Raw genomic sequence first — 16002 nt, 5'->3', positions numbered from 1 at the left:
CGCCTCCTGGAGGGCACGGGGTCGGGCTTGCCCCTCCACAGTGGCTCCCCGCAACCACGCCGCAGAGGGGCCACAGGTCCCTGTCGCGGGACCTGTAGGCCCGCGGGGCCGCGTACGGCCGGCGGCGGGCACGAGTCGTGGCCGAACGGCCGGGACGGAGGGCCGTGCGGCCCTCGACCGGCAGCGCCTGCCTCCCTGATGCTGGGGAAGCGAAGAAAGCAGGGCGGCGCTCGGGCAGCCCTCGGGCGGCCTCGGGCGGCCCTCAGTCAGCCCTCACATCCGGCCGAGGCGCTCGCTCTGATCGTGCTGGGCGGCCAGTGCCTGGGTGGCGATGACGGCGGCCTGCACCCGCCGTTCGACGCCCAGCTTGGCCAGCAGCCGGGAGATGTTGTTCTTGACCGTCTTCTCCGCCAGGTAGAGCCGCTTGCCGATCTCCCGGTTGGTCAGCCCTTCGCCGACCAGGGCGAGGATCTCGCGCTCCCGGTCCGTCAGGCCGGGCAGGCCCTGCGACTGCTCCTCCTGGGGAGCTCCACCGCGCAGCCGGGCCATCACGCGGGCCGTGGCGCCGGGGTCCAGCATGGACTGGCCGGAGCCGACCGTCCGCACGGCGTTGACCAGGTCGGTGCCGGTGATCTGCTTGAGGACGTAGCCGGACGCGCCGGCCATGATGGCGTCGAGCAGTGCTTCCTCGTCGTCGAACGACGTCAGCATCAGGCAGGCGAGGTCGGGCATGCGGGAGCGCAGCTCACGGCAGACGCTCACCCCGTCCCCGTCCGGCAGGCGCACGTCCAGGACGGCGACCTGCGGGCGCAGTGCGGGAACCCGGACCAGCGCCTGCTCGGCCGTGCCCGCCTCCCCGACCACGGTCAGGTCCGGCTCGGCGTCCAGGAGGTCGTGCACACCGCGGCGCACCACCTCGTGATCGTCGAGGAGGAAGACCCTGACCGGTTCCTTCTCGGTGAGGCCGCTGCTGTCCGTCATTGCACACTCCGTGTTCGCCGAAATTCCTACGCCGCAGGGGGTCCCCTGCATCGTGGCGCGTGAGCGGACCATCGGCCAGGGCCGGATGGCCCTCAAACACAGCCATACCCCGTCCGAACGCAGCCCTACCCCGTCACGGAGAGGGCCGTCACAGCCCGGGAGTGAGCGGCACCCGCCAGACGAGCCGGCTGCCGCCCCCGTCCGGGCGCTCGATCTTCAGGGTGCCGCCCAGGCTCCGGGCCCGTTCCTCGAGGTTGCTCAGGCCGCTGCGCCTGCCCTCGGCGGGGATGCCCCGGCCGTTGTCCGTCACGGTGAGGATGACCTCGTCGCCGGTGGCCTGCAGGGAGACCTCGACCCGCGTCGCCCGGGCGTGGCGGGCGGCGTTGCTCAGCATTTCGGTGAGGGCCGCCATGACGTGCTCGCCGACCTGCGCCGGAACGTCGGTGTCGAGGAGCCCTTCCATGCTCAGGCGCGGCGGGAAACCGAGCGTGGTCGCCGTCTCACCCACCGCGCGGGCCACGTGTGCCCGCAGACTCGGGGCTGTGCCCTCCTCACGCGCACGGAGGCCGAAAATCGTCGAGCGGATGATCTTGATGGTTTCGTCGAGGTCGCCCACGGCGCGCGAGATGCGTTCGGCGGCGCTCTCGTTCTGTACGAGCCGTGCGGCGCTCTGCAGGGTCATCCCCGTCGCGAACAACCGCTGGATCGCCAGGTCGTGCAGGTCCCGGGCGATCCGGTCGCGGTCCTCCAGGAGCGCGAGCTGCTCGGCGTCGTTGCGGCGTTCGGCCAGCTCCAGGGCGAGCGCGGCCTGCCCGGCGAAGGCCAGCAGCGGCTCCAGTTCCCCTTCGGTGAAGACGGGCTCGCCCTGGCGCCGGGCCAGCAGGAGGACGCCCCGGGTGTCCTTGGCGGCAGTGCCCAGGCAGACGGCGACCGCGGGCCCCAGGCCGTCGAAGACTCGGGAGCCGGAGGTGTACCGGTCGTCCTCCGCGAGGCCGGCCGTGGTCACGGGGGCACCGGCCTTGTAGGCGGCGCCGCAGAGGGAGCCCTCGACCGGGACCACGAGGCCGCGCCGGGTGTCACCGTCCGCCCCGCAGGCCAGTTCGACGATGAGGTCGTCGGTCCCGTCGACGGGCACGGACACGTCGGCGATCACCGCGCCGGTGATCTCCTCGGCGCGGCGCGCGATGAGCTCCAGGACCTCCAGGCGCGGGCTGCCGGAGAGCAGGCTGTTGGTGATCTCGGCGTTCGCCTGCAGCCATCGCTGCTGGCGCTGCGAGGCCTCGTAGAGCCGGGCGTTGTCGATGGCCACGCCGGCCGCGACGGACAGCGTGGAGATCACCGATTCGTCCTCGGCGTCGAATTCCTGGCCGCCGTGCTTGTCGGTCAGGTAGAGGTTGCCGAACACCTCGTCCCGTACGCGGATCGGCACGCCCAGGAACGTCCGCATGGGCGGATGGTGGGGAGGAAATCCGTACGACGCCTCGTCCGCGGTCAGGTCGGCGAGCCTCAGCGGCTCGGGGTTGCGGATGAGCTTTCCGAGGATCCCGTGTCCCGCGGGCAGCGGGCCGACCTTGGCGATCTCCTCGTCCGTCAGCCCGTACGTGAGGAACTTCGACAGGGTCCGGCCGTCGGGGCCGATGACCCCGAGCGCTCCGTACTGTGCGTCGACCAGCAGGGCGGCGGCTTCCACGATGCGCCGCAGCACCTGGGAGAGGTCGAGCTCACGCCCCACCGAGACGACCGCCTCCAGCAGGCTGTGCACCCGGTCCCGGGTGCCGCGGGCCGCGTTGATGCGCGCCTGCAGCTCCTCCAGCAGCTCGTCGAGCCGCATCTGAGGCATCCGCGACAACGGCTCCTCGACCCCCACTACGCGCTCCCGACCTCGATCACCTGCCCGTACACGAACAGGGTATCGGTCCGCGCGGGTGGTCCTGCGGTCGGCCGGGAGGCCGGTGGCCGGGGCCCGATGGTCTGCGAATCGGCCCTTTACGGGCCGAACGGCCCATCGTATGGGTCCTGACCGGTTCTGTCCCCCGCCGGTGCCCGGCACCAGGCTGGAAGCACCGCCGACGTGCGCCGGCGTGGCCACGTACGAGGCCCTGAAGGTCGCCGGGGTCGGCGGTCGCTGTCGGCGGCTGCCGGAAACCTGCGAAACGATGGGAGATGCGCACCGTGGTCAAGAACCGGACTGTGGGCGAAGTGATGACAGGCGAGGTGGTCCGGGCACGCCCGGACACCTCCTTCAAGGAACTGGTCCGCATGCTCACCGCGCATCGGATCAGCGGCCTGCCGGTGGTGGACGACGACGACAAGGTCATGGGCGTGGTCTCCCAGACGGACCTCACCAGGCGCCAGGCCGGCCGCGGCCGGGAAGGATCGGTTCCGCGCCGGATGCTGCGGACCCTGAAGCGGCTGGCCGACGCCCGCTCCACCGCGGCACCCGCCCTGACGGCCGGCGAGCTGATGACCAGCCCCGCCGTCACGGTGCACCCCGAGCAGCGCGTCGTCGACGCCGCGCGCACCATGGAGCGCCGCCACATCGACCGGCTGCCCGTGGTGGACGAGGAGGACCGCCTCATCGGCATCACCACGCGACGTGATCTTCTGCGCGTCTTCCTGAGGACGGACGAAGACATCCGCGCGGACGTCGCCGTCGCCGTGTCCGCCCGGGCAACGGCCACCCAGGCGCCCGCCGCCCACCGCATCGACGGGCTCCACATCGACGTCCGGGACGGGATGGTCACGATGGCCGGTTCGCCCGGGCCGGAGGTCGACACGCGGGCGGTGATCCGGGCCGCATGGCGGGTGGACGGCGTGGTCGGTGTGGTGAACCGGCTCACGGCCGCCCGCGAGAGCGATCGCTCGGCGCAGGGCGGCATACCGCGACTGTCCTGACGTTCGCTCAGTTCGCCGCCCCGCGAACGCGGGTCGCAGGACGAACGGCCTTGACCGGGCCGCCCGTAAGTCCCGGCTCCGCGGCTGACGGAGGTACCGGTGGAGCTGTCGCCGGGGTCCGGACGGCCCTGCCCGGGATCGGTCGCCGGCGGACAGGCTGGGAGCGACCAAGGAGGAGTACTCATGAGCGGTCTCAAGACCAGCCAGGCAGTCGACGTCCAGGTCCGCACCCGAGGGCAGGTACCCCATGGCGCGGGCTTCTACGCCCAGGAGAAGGTGCTCGCGGCGGTCGGCCACGTGGGCGAACCGGTGCTGGCCGTCCAGGTGAAGCTCACGCAGGCCGTCAACACCTCGACGCACCGTCCGGCCACGGCCCAGGCCGTGGTGAACGTCAACGGCCGGCCGGTACGGGCCCACGTGGCCGCGAGCACGATGTTCGAAGCGGTGGACCTCCTGCAGGAGCGCCTGACCGCCCGGCTCGCCCGGGCCCGGCGGCACGGGCAGCGCGGCAGCGGCCCGAACGCCCAGGCGTGGTGGGACGGCCCGGGCCACGAACACCGCCCGCACCGTCACCACCTGCCGGCCGAGGAGCGCCGCGTCGTGCGGCGCAAGTCCTTCAGCCTGGCCCGCCAGACGCCCGAGGACGCCCTGATCGACCTGGAGGCCATGGACCGCGACTTCTGGGTCTTCACGGACCTGGTCTCCGGTCACGACAGCGTCATCTACCGCGAGGTCCGCACCGGCCGGCACCGTATGGCATCGCTGGGACCGCTGGGTCAGGAACGGGAGATCGACGGCGTGCTCGGCGTGAGCACGGTTCCCGTGCCCAAGAGCACCGTGGCCGAGGCCGTTTCGCGGCTGGAGCACACCGGGTTGCCCTTCGTCTTCTTCAACGACGAGGCCACCGGCCGGGGCAGCGTCCTCTACCACCGCTACGACGGCCACTACGGGCTGATCACTCCGTCCCGGTAGCCCGCTCCTGGCGGTACCGCCCGCCACCGCCCGCCCGTCCGAAGCCTTTCGCCCGGAGGAAACCATGTCACGTACCGTCATAGCAGCCGTGGACGGCTCGGCCGAGTCGCCGGCAGCCGCAGAGTGGGCCGCCCGCGAGGCGCGGCTGCGCCGCCTGCCCCTGCACATCCTGCACGTCTGGCAGGAGTGGTCGCCGGCTCTCGCCCACGCACCGTTCACCGGCGTGGACACCGCGCCCGGCCAGGCGACGACCGCCGCGCAGCACTGGGCCGAGCGTGTCCCGCGTGAGCTGGCCGACCGGCTGCGGGTGGGACACCCCGGCCTGGACATCACCGTGGAGGTGGTGTTCGGCCGTCCCGCCGAGGTCTTGCTGGAGGCGGCCGAGAAGGCGGACGTCCTGGTCGTGGGTTCGCGAGGGCTGGGTGCCGTGGCCGGTTTCCTGGCCGGGTCGGTCTCGTTGTCCGTCATCGCGCACGCGGAGCGCCCGGTCGTCGTCGTACGGGCCGGGGAACGGGCCGAGGACGAACTGCGGCGCGGTCCCGGCGTCGGCGAGGGCCGGCAGGAGCAGTGCCCCGACGTGGTGCTCGGCCTCGATCTGGCCCGGCCGTGCGACGAGCTGATCGCGTACGCGTTCGAGGCCGCCGACGCCCGCTCGGCCGCCCTGCGGGTCGTCCACGGCTGGAGCGTGCCGAGGGTCGCGGGATACGACCCCGAGGACGTCGACCCCGGCCACGGTGTCGCGCTGGGGCTGCGTGAGGCAGGCGCCCTCACCGATGCACTGCGGCCGTGGCGGGGGAAGTTCCCCCGGGTCGAGGTCAAGGAGCAGTCCATGGTGGGCCGGCCCGCGGACCACCTGGTGGAAGCCTCGCAGGACGCCGGCCTGCTGGTCGTGGGCCGGCGCATACGCCGGGCAGCGGTCGGAGCCCACATCGGCCCGGTCACCCACGCGGTGCTCCACCACGCCACGACACCCGTGGCGGTCGTCCCGCACCTCTGACCGGCGCGGCCCGCACCGTGAAGGGCGCGACGGTGGCCGGCCGGCCACCGTCGCGCCCTTCACGTACCGGTTCAGCCCAGGGCCGCACCGAGGGCGAGGAATCCGGCGACGGCCACCAGCAGGGCGCCCATCAGCGGTGCCATGAAGCGCAGGTACTGGTCGTAGCGGACCTTGGCCAGGGCGAGGCCGCCCATGACGACCGCCGAGGTGGGCGTGACGAGGTTCACCCAGCCGGAAGCCGACTGGTACGCGGTCACCACCAGGGCCCGGCTCACTCCGGCGAAGTCGCCCAGTGGAGCGAGGATGGGCATGGCGAGGGCCGCGTGGCCGGACGAGGAAGGGACGAAGAAGGCCAGCGGGAGGTTCACCACGAACATCAGGACGGCGAACACGCCGGAGGACGTGCCGTCCACCGCACGCTGCAGGGCGTCGAGGATGGTGTCGGTGACACTGGCGTTGTTCATGACGACCGTGACTCCCCGGGCCAGCATGACGATCATCGCTGCTCCGACGAAGTCGCCCGCCCCGGCGGTGACGGCGTTCGCCGTCCCCTTCTCCCCCAGGCCGCCGACCAGCCCGACGGCGACCGCCGCGACGATGAACAGGGCGGCGAGTTCGGGGAAGTACCAGCCGAGCGTGGGCAGGAAGGTGACGTGCAGATCGGCCCAGGGGACCACGGCGAAGATCATGAAGAGGAAGGTGGCCGCGAAGAGGCACAGGACGGTGCGCTGACGACGCGTGAGCTTCTCCGCGTCGCGGCCCTCGTGCTTGATGCGGAGGTCGTCCTCGGTCAGTGGTGTCAGCGATCGGGAGGGGTCCTCGCTGATGCGGTGGGCGTAGCGCACGACGTACGCGGCCGCCAGAGCGGTCAGGGCGGCCCACATCACCAGCCGCAGGACGATGCCGTCTCCCGTGCCGATGCCGGCGCTGTCGGAGGCCACCCCGGTCGCGAAGGGGTTGACGGTGGAGGCGAGAGTGCCGACCCCGGCTCCCACCATGATGACGGTCGCGGCGACCATGCGGTCGAATCCCAGGCCCAGCATCAGGGGGATCATCAGCCCGTAGAAGCCGAGGGTCTCCTCGGCCATGCCGTACGTGGTCCCGCCCAGGGAGAAGACCGTCAGCAGGACGACGAGGAGAAGGGTCCGGTGGTCGTGCAGGCGCTGTGCGAGCCGCGCCACTCCGGCCGTGAGGGCCCCGGTGCGCATCGTGACGGTGATGAACGCGCCCACGGCGAGGATGAAGAGGAACACTCCGGCCGCGCCGGCGAAGGAGCCGGTCCCGCCGGGCGTGGTGAGGCCGGTCCCGGGGTCGGTGACGCCGTAGAGGCCGTTGACCGGGGCGAGGAACAGGTCCTTGAGACGGTCCCAGAAGCCGGTGGTCAGCTCTGTGGAGTGGTAGCTGCCCGGGACGGGGCTGCCGTCCTTCGTGTCGTAGCGGCCGGCCGGTATGACGAACGTCAGGGCCCAGACCGCCACGGTGACGGCGACCAGGACGGAGAAGGCGGACGGGAACCGAAGCCGCCGCCGCGGGCCGTCGGGCGCGCCGGAGTCCGGTCTCGCCCCGGTCGGCTGCGGGGATGCGGGTGCGCTGGGGAGGGTCATCTCGGGTCCTGTCGTCCGTCGTGGCCGGCTGCGCGGTAGCGGCCGTTGGGGGTGACGACGGTGCCGGTGGCACCGTCGAGGACGGCTCGGGCGTCTTCGAGCGCGCCGATGGCCGCCATACCGCCGGTGAGTTCGACGAACCGGCACACGGCGTCGACCTTGGGTCCCATGGATCCGGCGGGGAACTGCTGGGCCCGCAGGGCTGCGGGCGTGGTCTGTCCGACGGGCTCGGCGTCGGGGGTGCCGTAGCGGAGCGAGACGTGGGAGACGTCGGTGAGCAGCAGCAGGGCGTCGGCGTCGAGTGCCTCGGCCAGGAGGGCGGCGGTGAGGTCCTTGTCGACCACGGCTTCGACGCCGGTCAGCTGCCCGTGTTCGTCACGGATCACCGGTACGCCGCCGCCCCCGGCGCACACGGCGACCGCGCCCGAGTTCAGCAGGAGCCGGATCAGCCGGGTCTCCACGACGCGTTGCGGTCGGGGCGAGGGGACGACGCGCCGCCAGTGGTCGCCGTCCTGCCTGACGCTCCAGCCGCGTTCGGCGGCCAGTCGCTCCGCCTCGGTCCGGTCGTAGACGGGGCCCACGAACTTGGCGGGGTCGGCGAAGGCCGGGTCGGCGGCGGAGACGAGGGTCTGGTTCAGCAGGGCGCACACCTGCCGGTCGGGCAAGGCGTTCTGCAGGCTCTGCAGCAGCCAGTATCCGATCATGCCCTGGGTCTCCGCGCCGAGGACGTCGAAGGGATAGGGCGTGCTCAGGGAGTGGTCGGCGGCGCTCTGCAGGGCGAGGACCCCGACCTGGGGTCCGTTGCCGTGGGTGATGACGAGTTCGTGCTCGTGTGCGAGGGGGGCGAGGGCGGACACGGCGGCGCGCACGTTGGCGAGCTGCACGGCGGCGTCGGGCCGCTCCTTGCGGCGGAGCAGGGCGTTGCCGCCCAGTGCGACGACTACACGCATGGTGTTTCTCCGGGGGCGAGGGGATGCCGGCGCTCAGTCGCCGAGGGTGGCGACGAGGACCGCCTTGATGGTGTGGAGCCGGTTCTCGGCCTGGTCGAAGACGATGGAGTGCGCGGACTCGAAGACCTCGTCGGTGACTTCCAGCGCGGTCATGCCGGTCCGGGCCGCGATCTTGGCGCCGACCGTGGTGTCGCTGTTGTGGAAGGCCGGCAGACAGTGCATGAACTTGACCGCCGGGTTGCCCGTCGCCTCCAGGACCTTCGTGGTCACCTGGTACGGCTTGAGGAGGGCGATGCGCTCGTCCCACATCTCGGGCGGCTCACCCATGGAGAGCCACACGTCGGTGTAGACGAAGTCGACACCGGCCACGCCTTCGGCCACGTCCTCGGTCAGGGTGATCCGCGCGCCGCTGACGGCCGCCGCCCGGCGTGCCTGCTCGACGACGTCGGGGGCGTTGTGCAGGGAACGCGGGCCGACCATGCGTACGTCCATGCCGAGCATGGCCGCGGTGATCAGCAGGGAGTTGCCGACGTTGTTCCTGGCGTCGCCCAGGTAGGCGAAGGACACCTGGTCCAGGGGCTTGTCGGTGTGCTCCCACATGGTGAGCACGTCGGCGAGCGACTGGGTGGGGTGCCACTGGTCGGTCAGGCCGTTCCAGACCGGAACGCCGGCGTGCCGGGCCAGGTCCTCCACCAGGCGCTGGTCGCTGCCCCGGTACTCGATCCCGTCGTAGTAGCGGCCGAGGACGCGGGCGGTGTCCTTGATGGACTCCTTGTGGCCGAGCTGGGAGCCGGCCGGGTCGAGGTAGGTCACGTGCGCGCCCTGCTGGTGAGCGGCCACTTCGAAGGCGCACCGGGTCCTCGTCGAGGTCTTCTCGAAGATGACGGCGATGTTCTTGCCGCGCAGCCGCTGCTCCTCGCGCCCCTCGCGGCGGGCCGTCTTGACGGAGGCGGAGAGTTCCAGAAGGTGGCGGAACTCCTCGGGTGTGAAGTCGAGTTCCTTCAGGAACGGACGCTGGTGCAGGTCGTCGTGCATGGCTGGCTCCTTGACACGTACAGGGGGTGGGCGGCGGCGGACGGGTGATCGGGCGGTGGCGGTGCGGTGGGCGGTCAGGCGGCCTCGCGCTCGATGGGGCAGGTCATGCACCGCGGGCCGCCACGACCGCGGCCGAGTTCGCTGCCGCGCACGGTGATGACCTCGATCCCGCTCTTGCGCAGGTGGGTGTTGGTGGTCACGTTGCGCTCGTAGGCGACGACCACTCCGGGTTCCACGGCCAGCACGTTGCAGCCGTCGTCCCACTGCTCCCGCTCGGCGGACCGGAGGTCCTGGCTGGGGGTGAGGACGGTGATGGAGGGCAGGCCCAGGGCATCGGCGATGGCCTGGTCCGTGTGCTCGGGCGCGTGGTCGGTGACCTTCAGGCCCTCCCCGCCGGCGCCGGGTTCGATGGTGGAGGAGGCCAGCGCGCCGAGGCCGGCGTAGCGGGTGAACGTGTCCCCGCTAACCATGGTCATGACAGTGTCGAGGTGCATGAAGCTGCGGCTCTTCGGCAGGTTGACGGCCACGACCCGCCGGGCGGAGCCCGCCGCGAACATGCGCAGGGCGAGCTTCTCCACGGCCTGGGGGGTGGTGCGCTCGCTCATGCCGACGAGCACCGCGCCGTTGCCGATGACCAGGACGTCGCCGCCCTCGATGGTGGCGGGGTAGGCCTCCTGCCCGTCTGCCCACCGGTGGAACTCCTGCTTCTCGAACAGGGGGTGGTGCCGGTAGACGGCTTCGAAGTGGACCGTCTCACGGCGTCGCGCCGGCTTGTTCATCGGGTTGATGCTCACGCCGTCGTACACCCAGCACGAGGTGTCGCGGGTGAACAGGTGGTTGGGCAGGGGGGCGAGGAGGAAGTCGTCGGGCGCCATGGCGTGCAGTCGTACGCTCGGTATCGGGCCCGTGCGTTCGAGCAGTTCGGCCTTGGTGACGCCGCCGATGAGGCAGGAGGTCAGCGCGGCCGGCTCCAGGGAGTCGAAGTACGCGCGGAGCCGGTCGGTGCCGAGGACGCCGAACTCGCGCTCGTCGAAGACCCGGTCCAGGACGAGCTGCCGCGCATCGACGGCGTCCAGCGTCTCGGTGAGCAGGTCGGCCAGCAGGTGCACGCGCACTCCGCGGTCCCGCAGGACGTCGGCGAAGGCGTCGTGCTCCTCGCGGGCGCGCTTGGCCCACAGCACGTCGTCGAAGAGGAGGGCGTCCTTGTTGGTGGGTGTGAGGCGTTTCAGTTCGAGGTCGGGGCGGTGCAGGATGACCTGCTTCAGCCGACCGGTCTCGGAGTCGACGTGAAAGGACATGGGGTCCCCCGGAGGTGAGAAGGAAGGTGCCGAGGTGCGCCGAGCGGGCGTGGCACAGGAGGTGCTGCCGGCCGGGCGTCCGCTGGGGGGACGCCTCGGGGAGCACTTGAACTCTGTCACTCGCGTCCCCTCGGACCCGGCCGCAACGGTCCCTGGTGGCGGGCCGGTCGGCACCCCCTGCGACGGACCCGTTCGGTCGGCCCGCAGGGACCTTCGGCCCTGCGGACCGAAGGCCGGCCATCGGGCGCGGCGGGGCGGGCAGACCGGCCGACGGTCACCGCGTTCGGCGGGGCGGGGCAGACGGACCGTCAGACGTCTGCGTGGGGTACGACGGCGACGGGGGCCAGGCAGTGGTGCAGCACGGCGTGGGCGACGGCCCCCAAGTGCGCGCCGAGCGGTGAGCGGCGCGCCGAGCGGCCGACCACGACCAGCCCCGCGTCCTGTGCGGCGTCGACCAGTTCATGTGCCGGACGTCCCAGGGAGCACTGCGCGGTGACAGGGACGGCGGGGAACTTCCGTCGCCAGGGCTCGAGCACCTCGGCCAGGGCGGCCTCCTTGGCGGCGGCCACCTCCGCCGTCAGGTCGTGCCCCGCCGGGGTCGACTCGGCTCCGTGGAAGGGCGGCGGGCTCCAGCTGTGGACGGCCCGTACCGCGGCGCCGTGCCGGTCGGCGTGGGCGAGGGCGAAGGCCAGTACGGCGTCGCTCCCGCTGGTGAGGTCCACCCCGACGACGACCGTACCGGGCGGCTGCGGGGCGGCCGGCCCGCCCGGGGAGCCGGGGTCCTCCTTCGGCCCGCGGACGAACACGACCGGGCGCGGGGCATGTGCCGCGACGGCCAGGGAGACGGAGCCGAGGACGTACCCGGCGACGGTGCCCAGCCCCCGCGAGCCGATGACCAGCAGTTCGGATTCCGCCGCCGCCTCGCACAGCACCTCGACCGGGTCGCCGCAGACGTAGGAGGTCGCCACCTCCAGAGCGGGGTGGGCGGCGCGCACCTGGTCCGCGGCGCGGCGCGGGATCCAGTCGGACCTGCGGTCCTGCTCCGCGGGCGTGAGGGCGAGTGGACTGTGCACGTCCGGACGGATGTCCCACACATGGAGCAGCCTCAGCCCCGTCCCGCGGCGCGAGGCCTCGGCGGCGGCCCAGTGGACCGCCGCCATGCTGACTGCGGAACCGTCGAGACCGACGGTGAGTGTGCGGGACATGTGCGGACCTCCATGGCAGGGGGGCGGGTGTTGCCCTCAGCCTGCTGGGCGCGGGAGGTCCGACGCAGGGGCCGCTGGTCCCTCGCCGGGGGACCGAGCTGCCCTCAGGCGGTGGTGTCCCACATCTTCGTGAGCTCCTCGGCGGTGGTGATGTCGGCGACCAGGGCGAGTGAGTTGCGGACCAGCTGCGGCGTGTACGCGGCGGGCACCCCGGCGATCGCGTCCGCCGGGACCACCACCCGGTAGCCGAGGTTCACGGCGTCGAAGACGGTGTTCGGGATCGCCACGTTGGCCGAGACCCCGGTCACGACCAGGGTCCGGCAGCCGAGGTTGCGCAGCAGGGCGTCCAGGTCGGTGCCGGCCATGGGCGAGAGCCCGTGCAGCCGGCGTACCACCAGGTCCTCCTCGGCCACCTCGATGGGGGCGGCCACCTGCACCGCGGAGGTCCCGCTGAGCTGGCGCACCGGCAGCCGCCCGGCGGCCCGGAACAGCCGGGCGTTGCCGCTGGCCCCGCGCCCGTCCGGGCGCCGTTCGGCGACCGCGTGCAGCACCTGTACGCCGGCCCGGTGCGCGGCGGCGACCAGCTCGGCGACCCGCGCCAGCATCCCCGAGTCCCGGGCCGCCGCGGCGAGCTCGGGCAGCGCGCTCTCCTCGCCGACGACGCCGTTCTGGCACTCGACGGTGAGCAGCGCGGTGGTGGCGGGATCGAGCTGGAGCATGACTCCCCCTGGCGTGGCGGCGGAAGAGCGCCCATGATTCCTGACACACAGTCAGATGTGAAGGGGTGCGGGACGGATGGACGACACACAGCGGCGCGGCCGCCGGATCATGATGACGGACCAGGAGGTCGACGCCTTCCTGCGCGAACAGCGCACCTGCCGGGTCGCCACGGTCTCCCCCGACGGCCGCCCGCACGTGGGCGCACTGTGGTTCGCCTGGGACGGGACCTCCCTGTGGCTGTACTCCCTGACCCGCAGCCGCCGCTGGGCCGACCTGCGCAAGGACCCGCGGATCTCGGTCGTGGTCGACGCGGGCGAGTCCTACGGCGACCTGCGCGGCGTGGAGCTCTCCGGCACGGTGGCCTTCGTGGGCGAGGCCCCGCGCACCGGCGAGCCGTGCACGGAACTGGCCGAGGCGGAGCGCATCTTCCCGGTGAAGAACTTCGGCGTCGCGCAGATGCCGCACGACGGGCGCCACGCCTGGCTGCGGCTGACCCCGGACGCGGTCGTCTCCTGGGACTTCCGCAAGCTCTGAGCGATGCCGGGCCCTGCGCAACCGCACGCTCCTTCGGTGCCTCCGGCTTGCACGCCCCGGCTTGCACGCCCCTGCCGGGGCGCACCCGGCTCAGCAGGCGCCGTCGGCGGCCTGGGCGGCGGCGGCCTGCAGGGCTGCCACGCCCGCCCGGACCGACGGGCGCCGGGCCGCGTCCGTGCGCCAGACCGCGTACACGTGCCGGCGCACGGACTCGCACACGGGCAGCAGCCGGACCCCGGCCGGCACCGGGCCGCGGCCGAGCCGGGGCGTCACGCAGACGCCGAGCCCCGCCTCGACGAAGGCGAGTTGGGTGTGATGCTCCTCGGCGATGTGCGCGATGCGCGGTTCCACGCCGAGGCCGCGCAGGGTGAAGACGAGCCACTCGTGGCAGAACTGCCCCTCGTTCCAGGAGATCCACTCGTCGTCGGCGAAGTCGGCGAGCGAGATGCCGGCCCGGTCCGCGAGCGGGTGGTCCGCCGGGACGGCGATGTCGGCGGCGTCGTCGAGCAGGTGCACGCGGTCGAGTTCGGCGGGCACCGGCATGCGCTTGTTGTGCCAGTCGATGGCCAGGGCGAGGTCGAGGTCCCCGCGGACCACCGCGGCCATGCTCTCCTCCGGCTCCAGCTCGCGCACCCGGGGCCGCAGCTCCGGATGATCGGCGCACAGCGCGGTCAGGGCGGCGGGCAGCAGGCCCCGCATCGCCGTCGGGAAGGCGCCGATGCGCAGCTCCCCCACGGCGCGGCCGCGCTGGGCCTCGACGTCGGCCTGGGCGAGCTCGACCTGGGAGATGATCCGGGCCGCGTGGTCGGCGAGCAGCCGGCCCGCATCGGTCAGCCGCACCCCGCGCCCGTTCTTCGCGAGCAGCGGCTGGCCCACCTCACGTTCGAGCTTGGCCATCTGCTGGGAGACGGCCGAGGTGGTGACGTGGAGTCCGTCGGCCGCACCGCTGACCGATCCGTGGCGGGCGAGGGCGTCGAGGGTACGCAGGCGCTCCAGGTTCAACATGTAAGCAATGCTACGCCGTCACCCCAAAGAAATCTCGCTTGTCCTACGAGATCGCGCCCGCGAGAGTGGCTCCATGAGCGCACCGACCACCCTGCCGAGCAGCCCGCCCGCATCCACCACCGGCCCGCACTCCGCCTCCCCCACCACGCGCCGCCCCCTGCGCGGCGCCGTCGCCCGCGCCTCGGCCGACTGGCGGCTGCGCTTCGCCGTCCTCTCCCTGGTCTGGGGCTTCAGCTTCCTGCTGATCAAGGTCGGCACGACCGCCTACGCGCCCTTCCAGGTCGCCCTCGGCCGGGTCTTCTGCGGCGCCCTCGCCCTGGTGGCCGTACTGATGCTGCGCCGCGAGCCCCTCCCCAGCGGCGCGCGCACCTGGTTCCACCTGGGGGTGGCCGCGCTCCTGCTCAACACCGCGCCGTTCTCGCTCTTCGCGTACGCCGAGCTGACCATCCCCTCCAGCCTGGCCGGCATCTGCAACGCCACCTCGCCGCTGTGGGGCATGGCGCTGTCCCTTGTCGCCCTCTCCGAGGACCGGCCGACCCGCCGCCGCGTCGCCGGACTGGGACTGGGCTTCCTCGGGGTGCTCACCGTGCTCGGTGCCTGGCAGGGCTTCTCCGGCGTCGACGCCAAGGGCACGGCGATGGCCCTGCTGGCGTCGCTGTGCTACCCGATCGGCTGGATCTACGTCCGGCGCACGCTGGCCTCGGCCGGCAGCTCCGCGATCGCCCTGACGGGCGGCCAGTTGCTGCTGTCCACGGTCCAGCTGGGCGTGCTCGCCGCGCTCTTCTCCCCGGCCCCCGCCGGCTTCCCGCTCTGGCCCACCCTCTCGGTGGTCGCCCTGGGCGCCCTGGGCACGGGGCTGGCGCTGCAGATGCAGTACGGCCTGGTCGCCGAGGTCGGCCCGACCACCGCGCAGATGGTCACGTACTTCATCCCGGTGATCGCCACCACGGCGGGCGTGCTGGTCCTCGGCGAGCAACTGCACTGGAACACCCCGGTCGGCGCACTGGTGGTGCTCGCGGGGGCGGCCCTCACCCAGAGCCGCTCCCGCACGCCCCGCACGCCCCGGGCGACCGGCGCGGCCCCTGCCGGTCAGTCGTAGCGCACCCCGGCTCCCGGCCGCGCGGCGGCCGCGACGGCTTCGGCTAGCGGCTCGACGTCCGCGGCCGTCAGCGGCGAGACGGTGATCCGCACGGCCGGCCCGGTCTCCACCCGGAAGCGCACACCGGGCGCGACCGCCCAGCCGGCCTGGACCAGCCGGGTCACCGCACTGGTCTCGTCGGCCACCGGGACCCAGACGTTCATCCCGCTCCGCCCGTACGCGGTGACCCCCCGCCGCGCCAGCGCCCCGAGCAGGGCCTCGCGCCGCTCCCGGTACGAGCGCGCCACGGCGGCCGGGTCCACCGCGGCCGAGCTCCACAGGTCCGCGACCGCGTACTGGAGCAGCCGGCTGACCCAGCCGGGGCCGAGCCGCTGGCGGCCCCGGACCCGGTCCAGGGTGACCGGGTCGCCGGTCAGCACGGCCAGGCGCAGGTCCGGCCCGTAGGCCTTGGCGCAGGAGCGTACGAAGGCCCAGTGGGGGGTGACCCCGGCCAGCGGGTGCAGCGGCTGGTCGACGATGGCGTGGCCGTGGTCGTCCTCGACGACCAGGGTCCCGGGGTGGCGGGCGAGTACCTCGCGCAGTTCGGCCGCGCGCCCGGCGCCCAGCGCCGCCCCGGTCGGGTTCTGCGCGCGGCAGGTGACGACGATCGCGCGGGCCCCGTCCGCCAGCGCCCGGGCCACGCTCGCGGGCAGCGGCCCGTCCTGGTC

General features: G+C 73.0%; 15 protein-coding genes. 5 read left to right on the top strand and 10 right to left on the bottom strand.

The genetic code is table 11. The features are described 5' to 3' along the window. Nucleotides 1-273: 273 nt before the first annotated feature. Both GPJ59_RS01515 and GPJ59_RS01510 read right to left on the bottom strand, forming a co-directional pair. Nucleotides 274-981 carry a response regulator gene (locus GPJ59_RS01515; protein ID WP_219664422.1) on the bottom strand — a complete coding sequence of 236 codons (708 nt, stop codon included), beginning with the start codon at nucleotides 979-981 and terminating at the stop codon, nucleotides 274-276. A gap of 148 nt (nucleotides 982-1129) precedes the next feature. Continuing rightward, nucleotides 1130-2848 (bottom strand): sensor histidine kinase, encoded by a 1719-nt coding sequence (locus GPJ59_RS01510; RefSeq protein WP_445271626.1) that lies wholly within the window; start codon nucleotides 2846-2848, stop codon nucleotides 1130-1132. Between the two features lie 335 nt (nucleotides 2849-3183). Between GPJ59_RS01510 and GPJ59_RS01505 the strand changes: the two genes are divergently transcribed. From GPJ59_RS01505 to GPJ59_RS01495, 3 genes are all read left to right on the top strand, one after another. Further along, a complete protein-coding gene (locus GPJ59_RS01505; RefSeq protein ID WP_219664510.1) occupies nucleotides 3184-3876 on the top strand; it encodes a CBS domain-containing protein in 693 nt (230 codons plus the stop codon). A gap of 183 nt (nucleotides 3877-4059) precedes the next feature. Beyond that, nucleotides 4060-4848, top strand: coding sequence for a ribosome hibernation promotion factor (locus GPJ59_RS01500; RefSeq protein ID WP_219664420.1), 789 nt, complete (start codon nucleotides 4060-4062; stop codon nucleotides 4846-4848). Nucleotides 4849-4912: 64 nt separating this feature from the next. Next, nucleotides 4913-5845, top strand: a complete 933-nt coding sequence (locus tag GPJ59_RS01495; protein WP_219664417.1) for a universal stress protein — start codon at nucleotides 4913-4915, stop codon at nucleotides 5843-5845. A 71-nt stretch (nucleotides 5846-5916) separates the two neighbouring features. On the opposite strand, the gene GPJ59_RS01490 is transcribed toward GPJ59_RS01495, so the two are convergent. From GPJ59_RS01490 to GPJ59_RS01465, 6 genes are all read right to left on the bottom strand, one after another. Next, nucleotides 5917-7449 (bottom strand): YfcC family protein, encoded by a 1533-nt coding sequence (locus GPJ59_RS01490; RefSeq protein WP_219664415.1) that lies wholly within the window; start codon nucleotides 7447-7449, stop codon nucleotides 5917-5919. Next, nucleotides 7446-8399, bottom strand: a complete 954-nt coding sequence (gene arcC / locus GPJ59_RS01485; RefSeq protein WP_219664413.1) for a carbamate kinase — start codon at nucleotides 8397-8399, stop codon at nucleotides 7446-7448. The genes GPJ59_RS01490 and arcC overlap by 4 nt, the downstream gene beginning before the upstream one ends. A gap of 33 nt (nucleotides 8400-8432) precedes the next feature. Next, entirely contained in the window at nucleotides 8433-9434 is a 1002-nt protein-coding gene (gene argF / locus GPJ59_RS01480; RefSeq protein WP_219664411.1) for an ornithine carbamoyltransferase, read from the bottom strand. 74 nt (nucleotides 9435-9508) lie between these two features. Further along, complete coding sequence (locus tag GPJ59_RS01475) at nucleotides 9509-10732, bottom strand: arginine deiminase (RefSeq protein ID WP_219664410.1); 1224 nt, start codon at nucleotides 10730-10732, stop codon at nucleotides 9509-9511. A gap of 308 nt (nucleotides 10733-11040) precedes the next feature. Further along, nucleotides 11041-11937: a universal stress protein gene (locus GPJ59_RS01470; RefSeq protein WP_219664408.1), complete on the bottom strand. Its 897-nt coding sequence runs from the start codon at nucleotides 11935-11937 to the stop codon at nucleotides 11041-11043. A gap of 104 nt (nucleotides 11938-12041) precedes the next feature. After that, nucleotides 12042-12656, bottom strand: coding sequence for a cysteine hydrolase (locus tag GPJ59_RS01465; RefSeq protein ID WP_219664406.1), 615 nt, complete (start codon nucleotides 12654-12656; stop codon nucleotides 12042-12044). Between the two features lie 76 nt (nucleotides 12657-12732). Here GPJ59_RS01465 and GPJ59_RS01460 point away from each other — a divergent pair, with 76 nt between their 5' ends. Beyond that, on the top strand, nucleotides 12733-13191 hold the full coding sequence (locus GPJ59_RS01460; protein WP_219664404.1) for a pyridoxamine 5'-phosphate oxidase family protein: 459 nt from the start codon (nucleotides 12733-12735) through the stop codon (nucleotides 13189-13191). A gap of 90 nt (nucleotides 13192-13281) precedes the next feature. On the opposite strand, the gene GPJ59_RS01455 is transcribed toward GPJ59_RS01460, so the two are convergent. Next, entirely contained in the window at nucleotides 13282-14196 is a 915-nt protein-coding gene (locus GPJ59_RS01455; protein WP_219664402.1) for a LysR family transcriptional regulator, read from the bottom strand. Between the two features lie 73 nt (nucleotides 14197-14269). Here GPJ59_RS01455 and GPJ59_RS01450 point away from each other — a divergent pair, with 73 nt between their 5' ends. Next, nucleotides 14270-15295: a DMT family transporter gene (locus GPJ59_RS01450; RefSeq protein WP_219664401.1), complete on the top strand. Its 1026-nt coding sequence runs from the start codon at nucleotides 14270-14272 to the stop codon at nucleotides 15293-15295. Here GPJ59_RS01450 and GPJ59_RS01445 read toward each other — a convergent pair. Then, nucleotides 15286-16002: aminotransferase class I/II-fold pyridoxal phosphate-dependent enzyme (locus GPJ59_RS01445; RefSeq protein WP_219664400.1), on the bottom strand; the 717-nt coding region annotated here is incomplete at its 5' end. The two genes, GPJ59_RS01450 and GPJ59_RS01445, sit on opposite strands and share 10 nt — an antisense overlap.

This window comes from Streptomyces bambusae (assembly GCF_019400985.1).
Lineage (GTDB): Bacteria > Actinomycetota > Actinomycetes > Streptomycetales > Streptomycetaceae > Streptomyces > Streptomyces bambusae_A.
The sequence above is the reverse complement of the archived record's forward strand: the minus strand, read 5'-3'. Positions and strand labels throughout refer to the sequence as shown.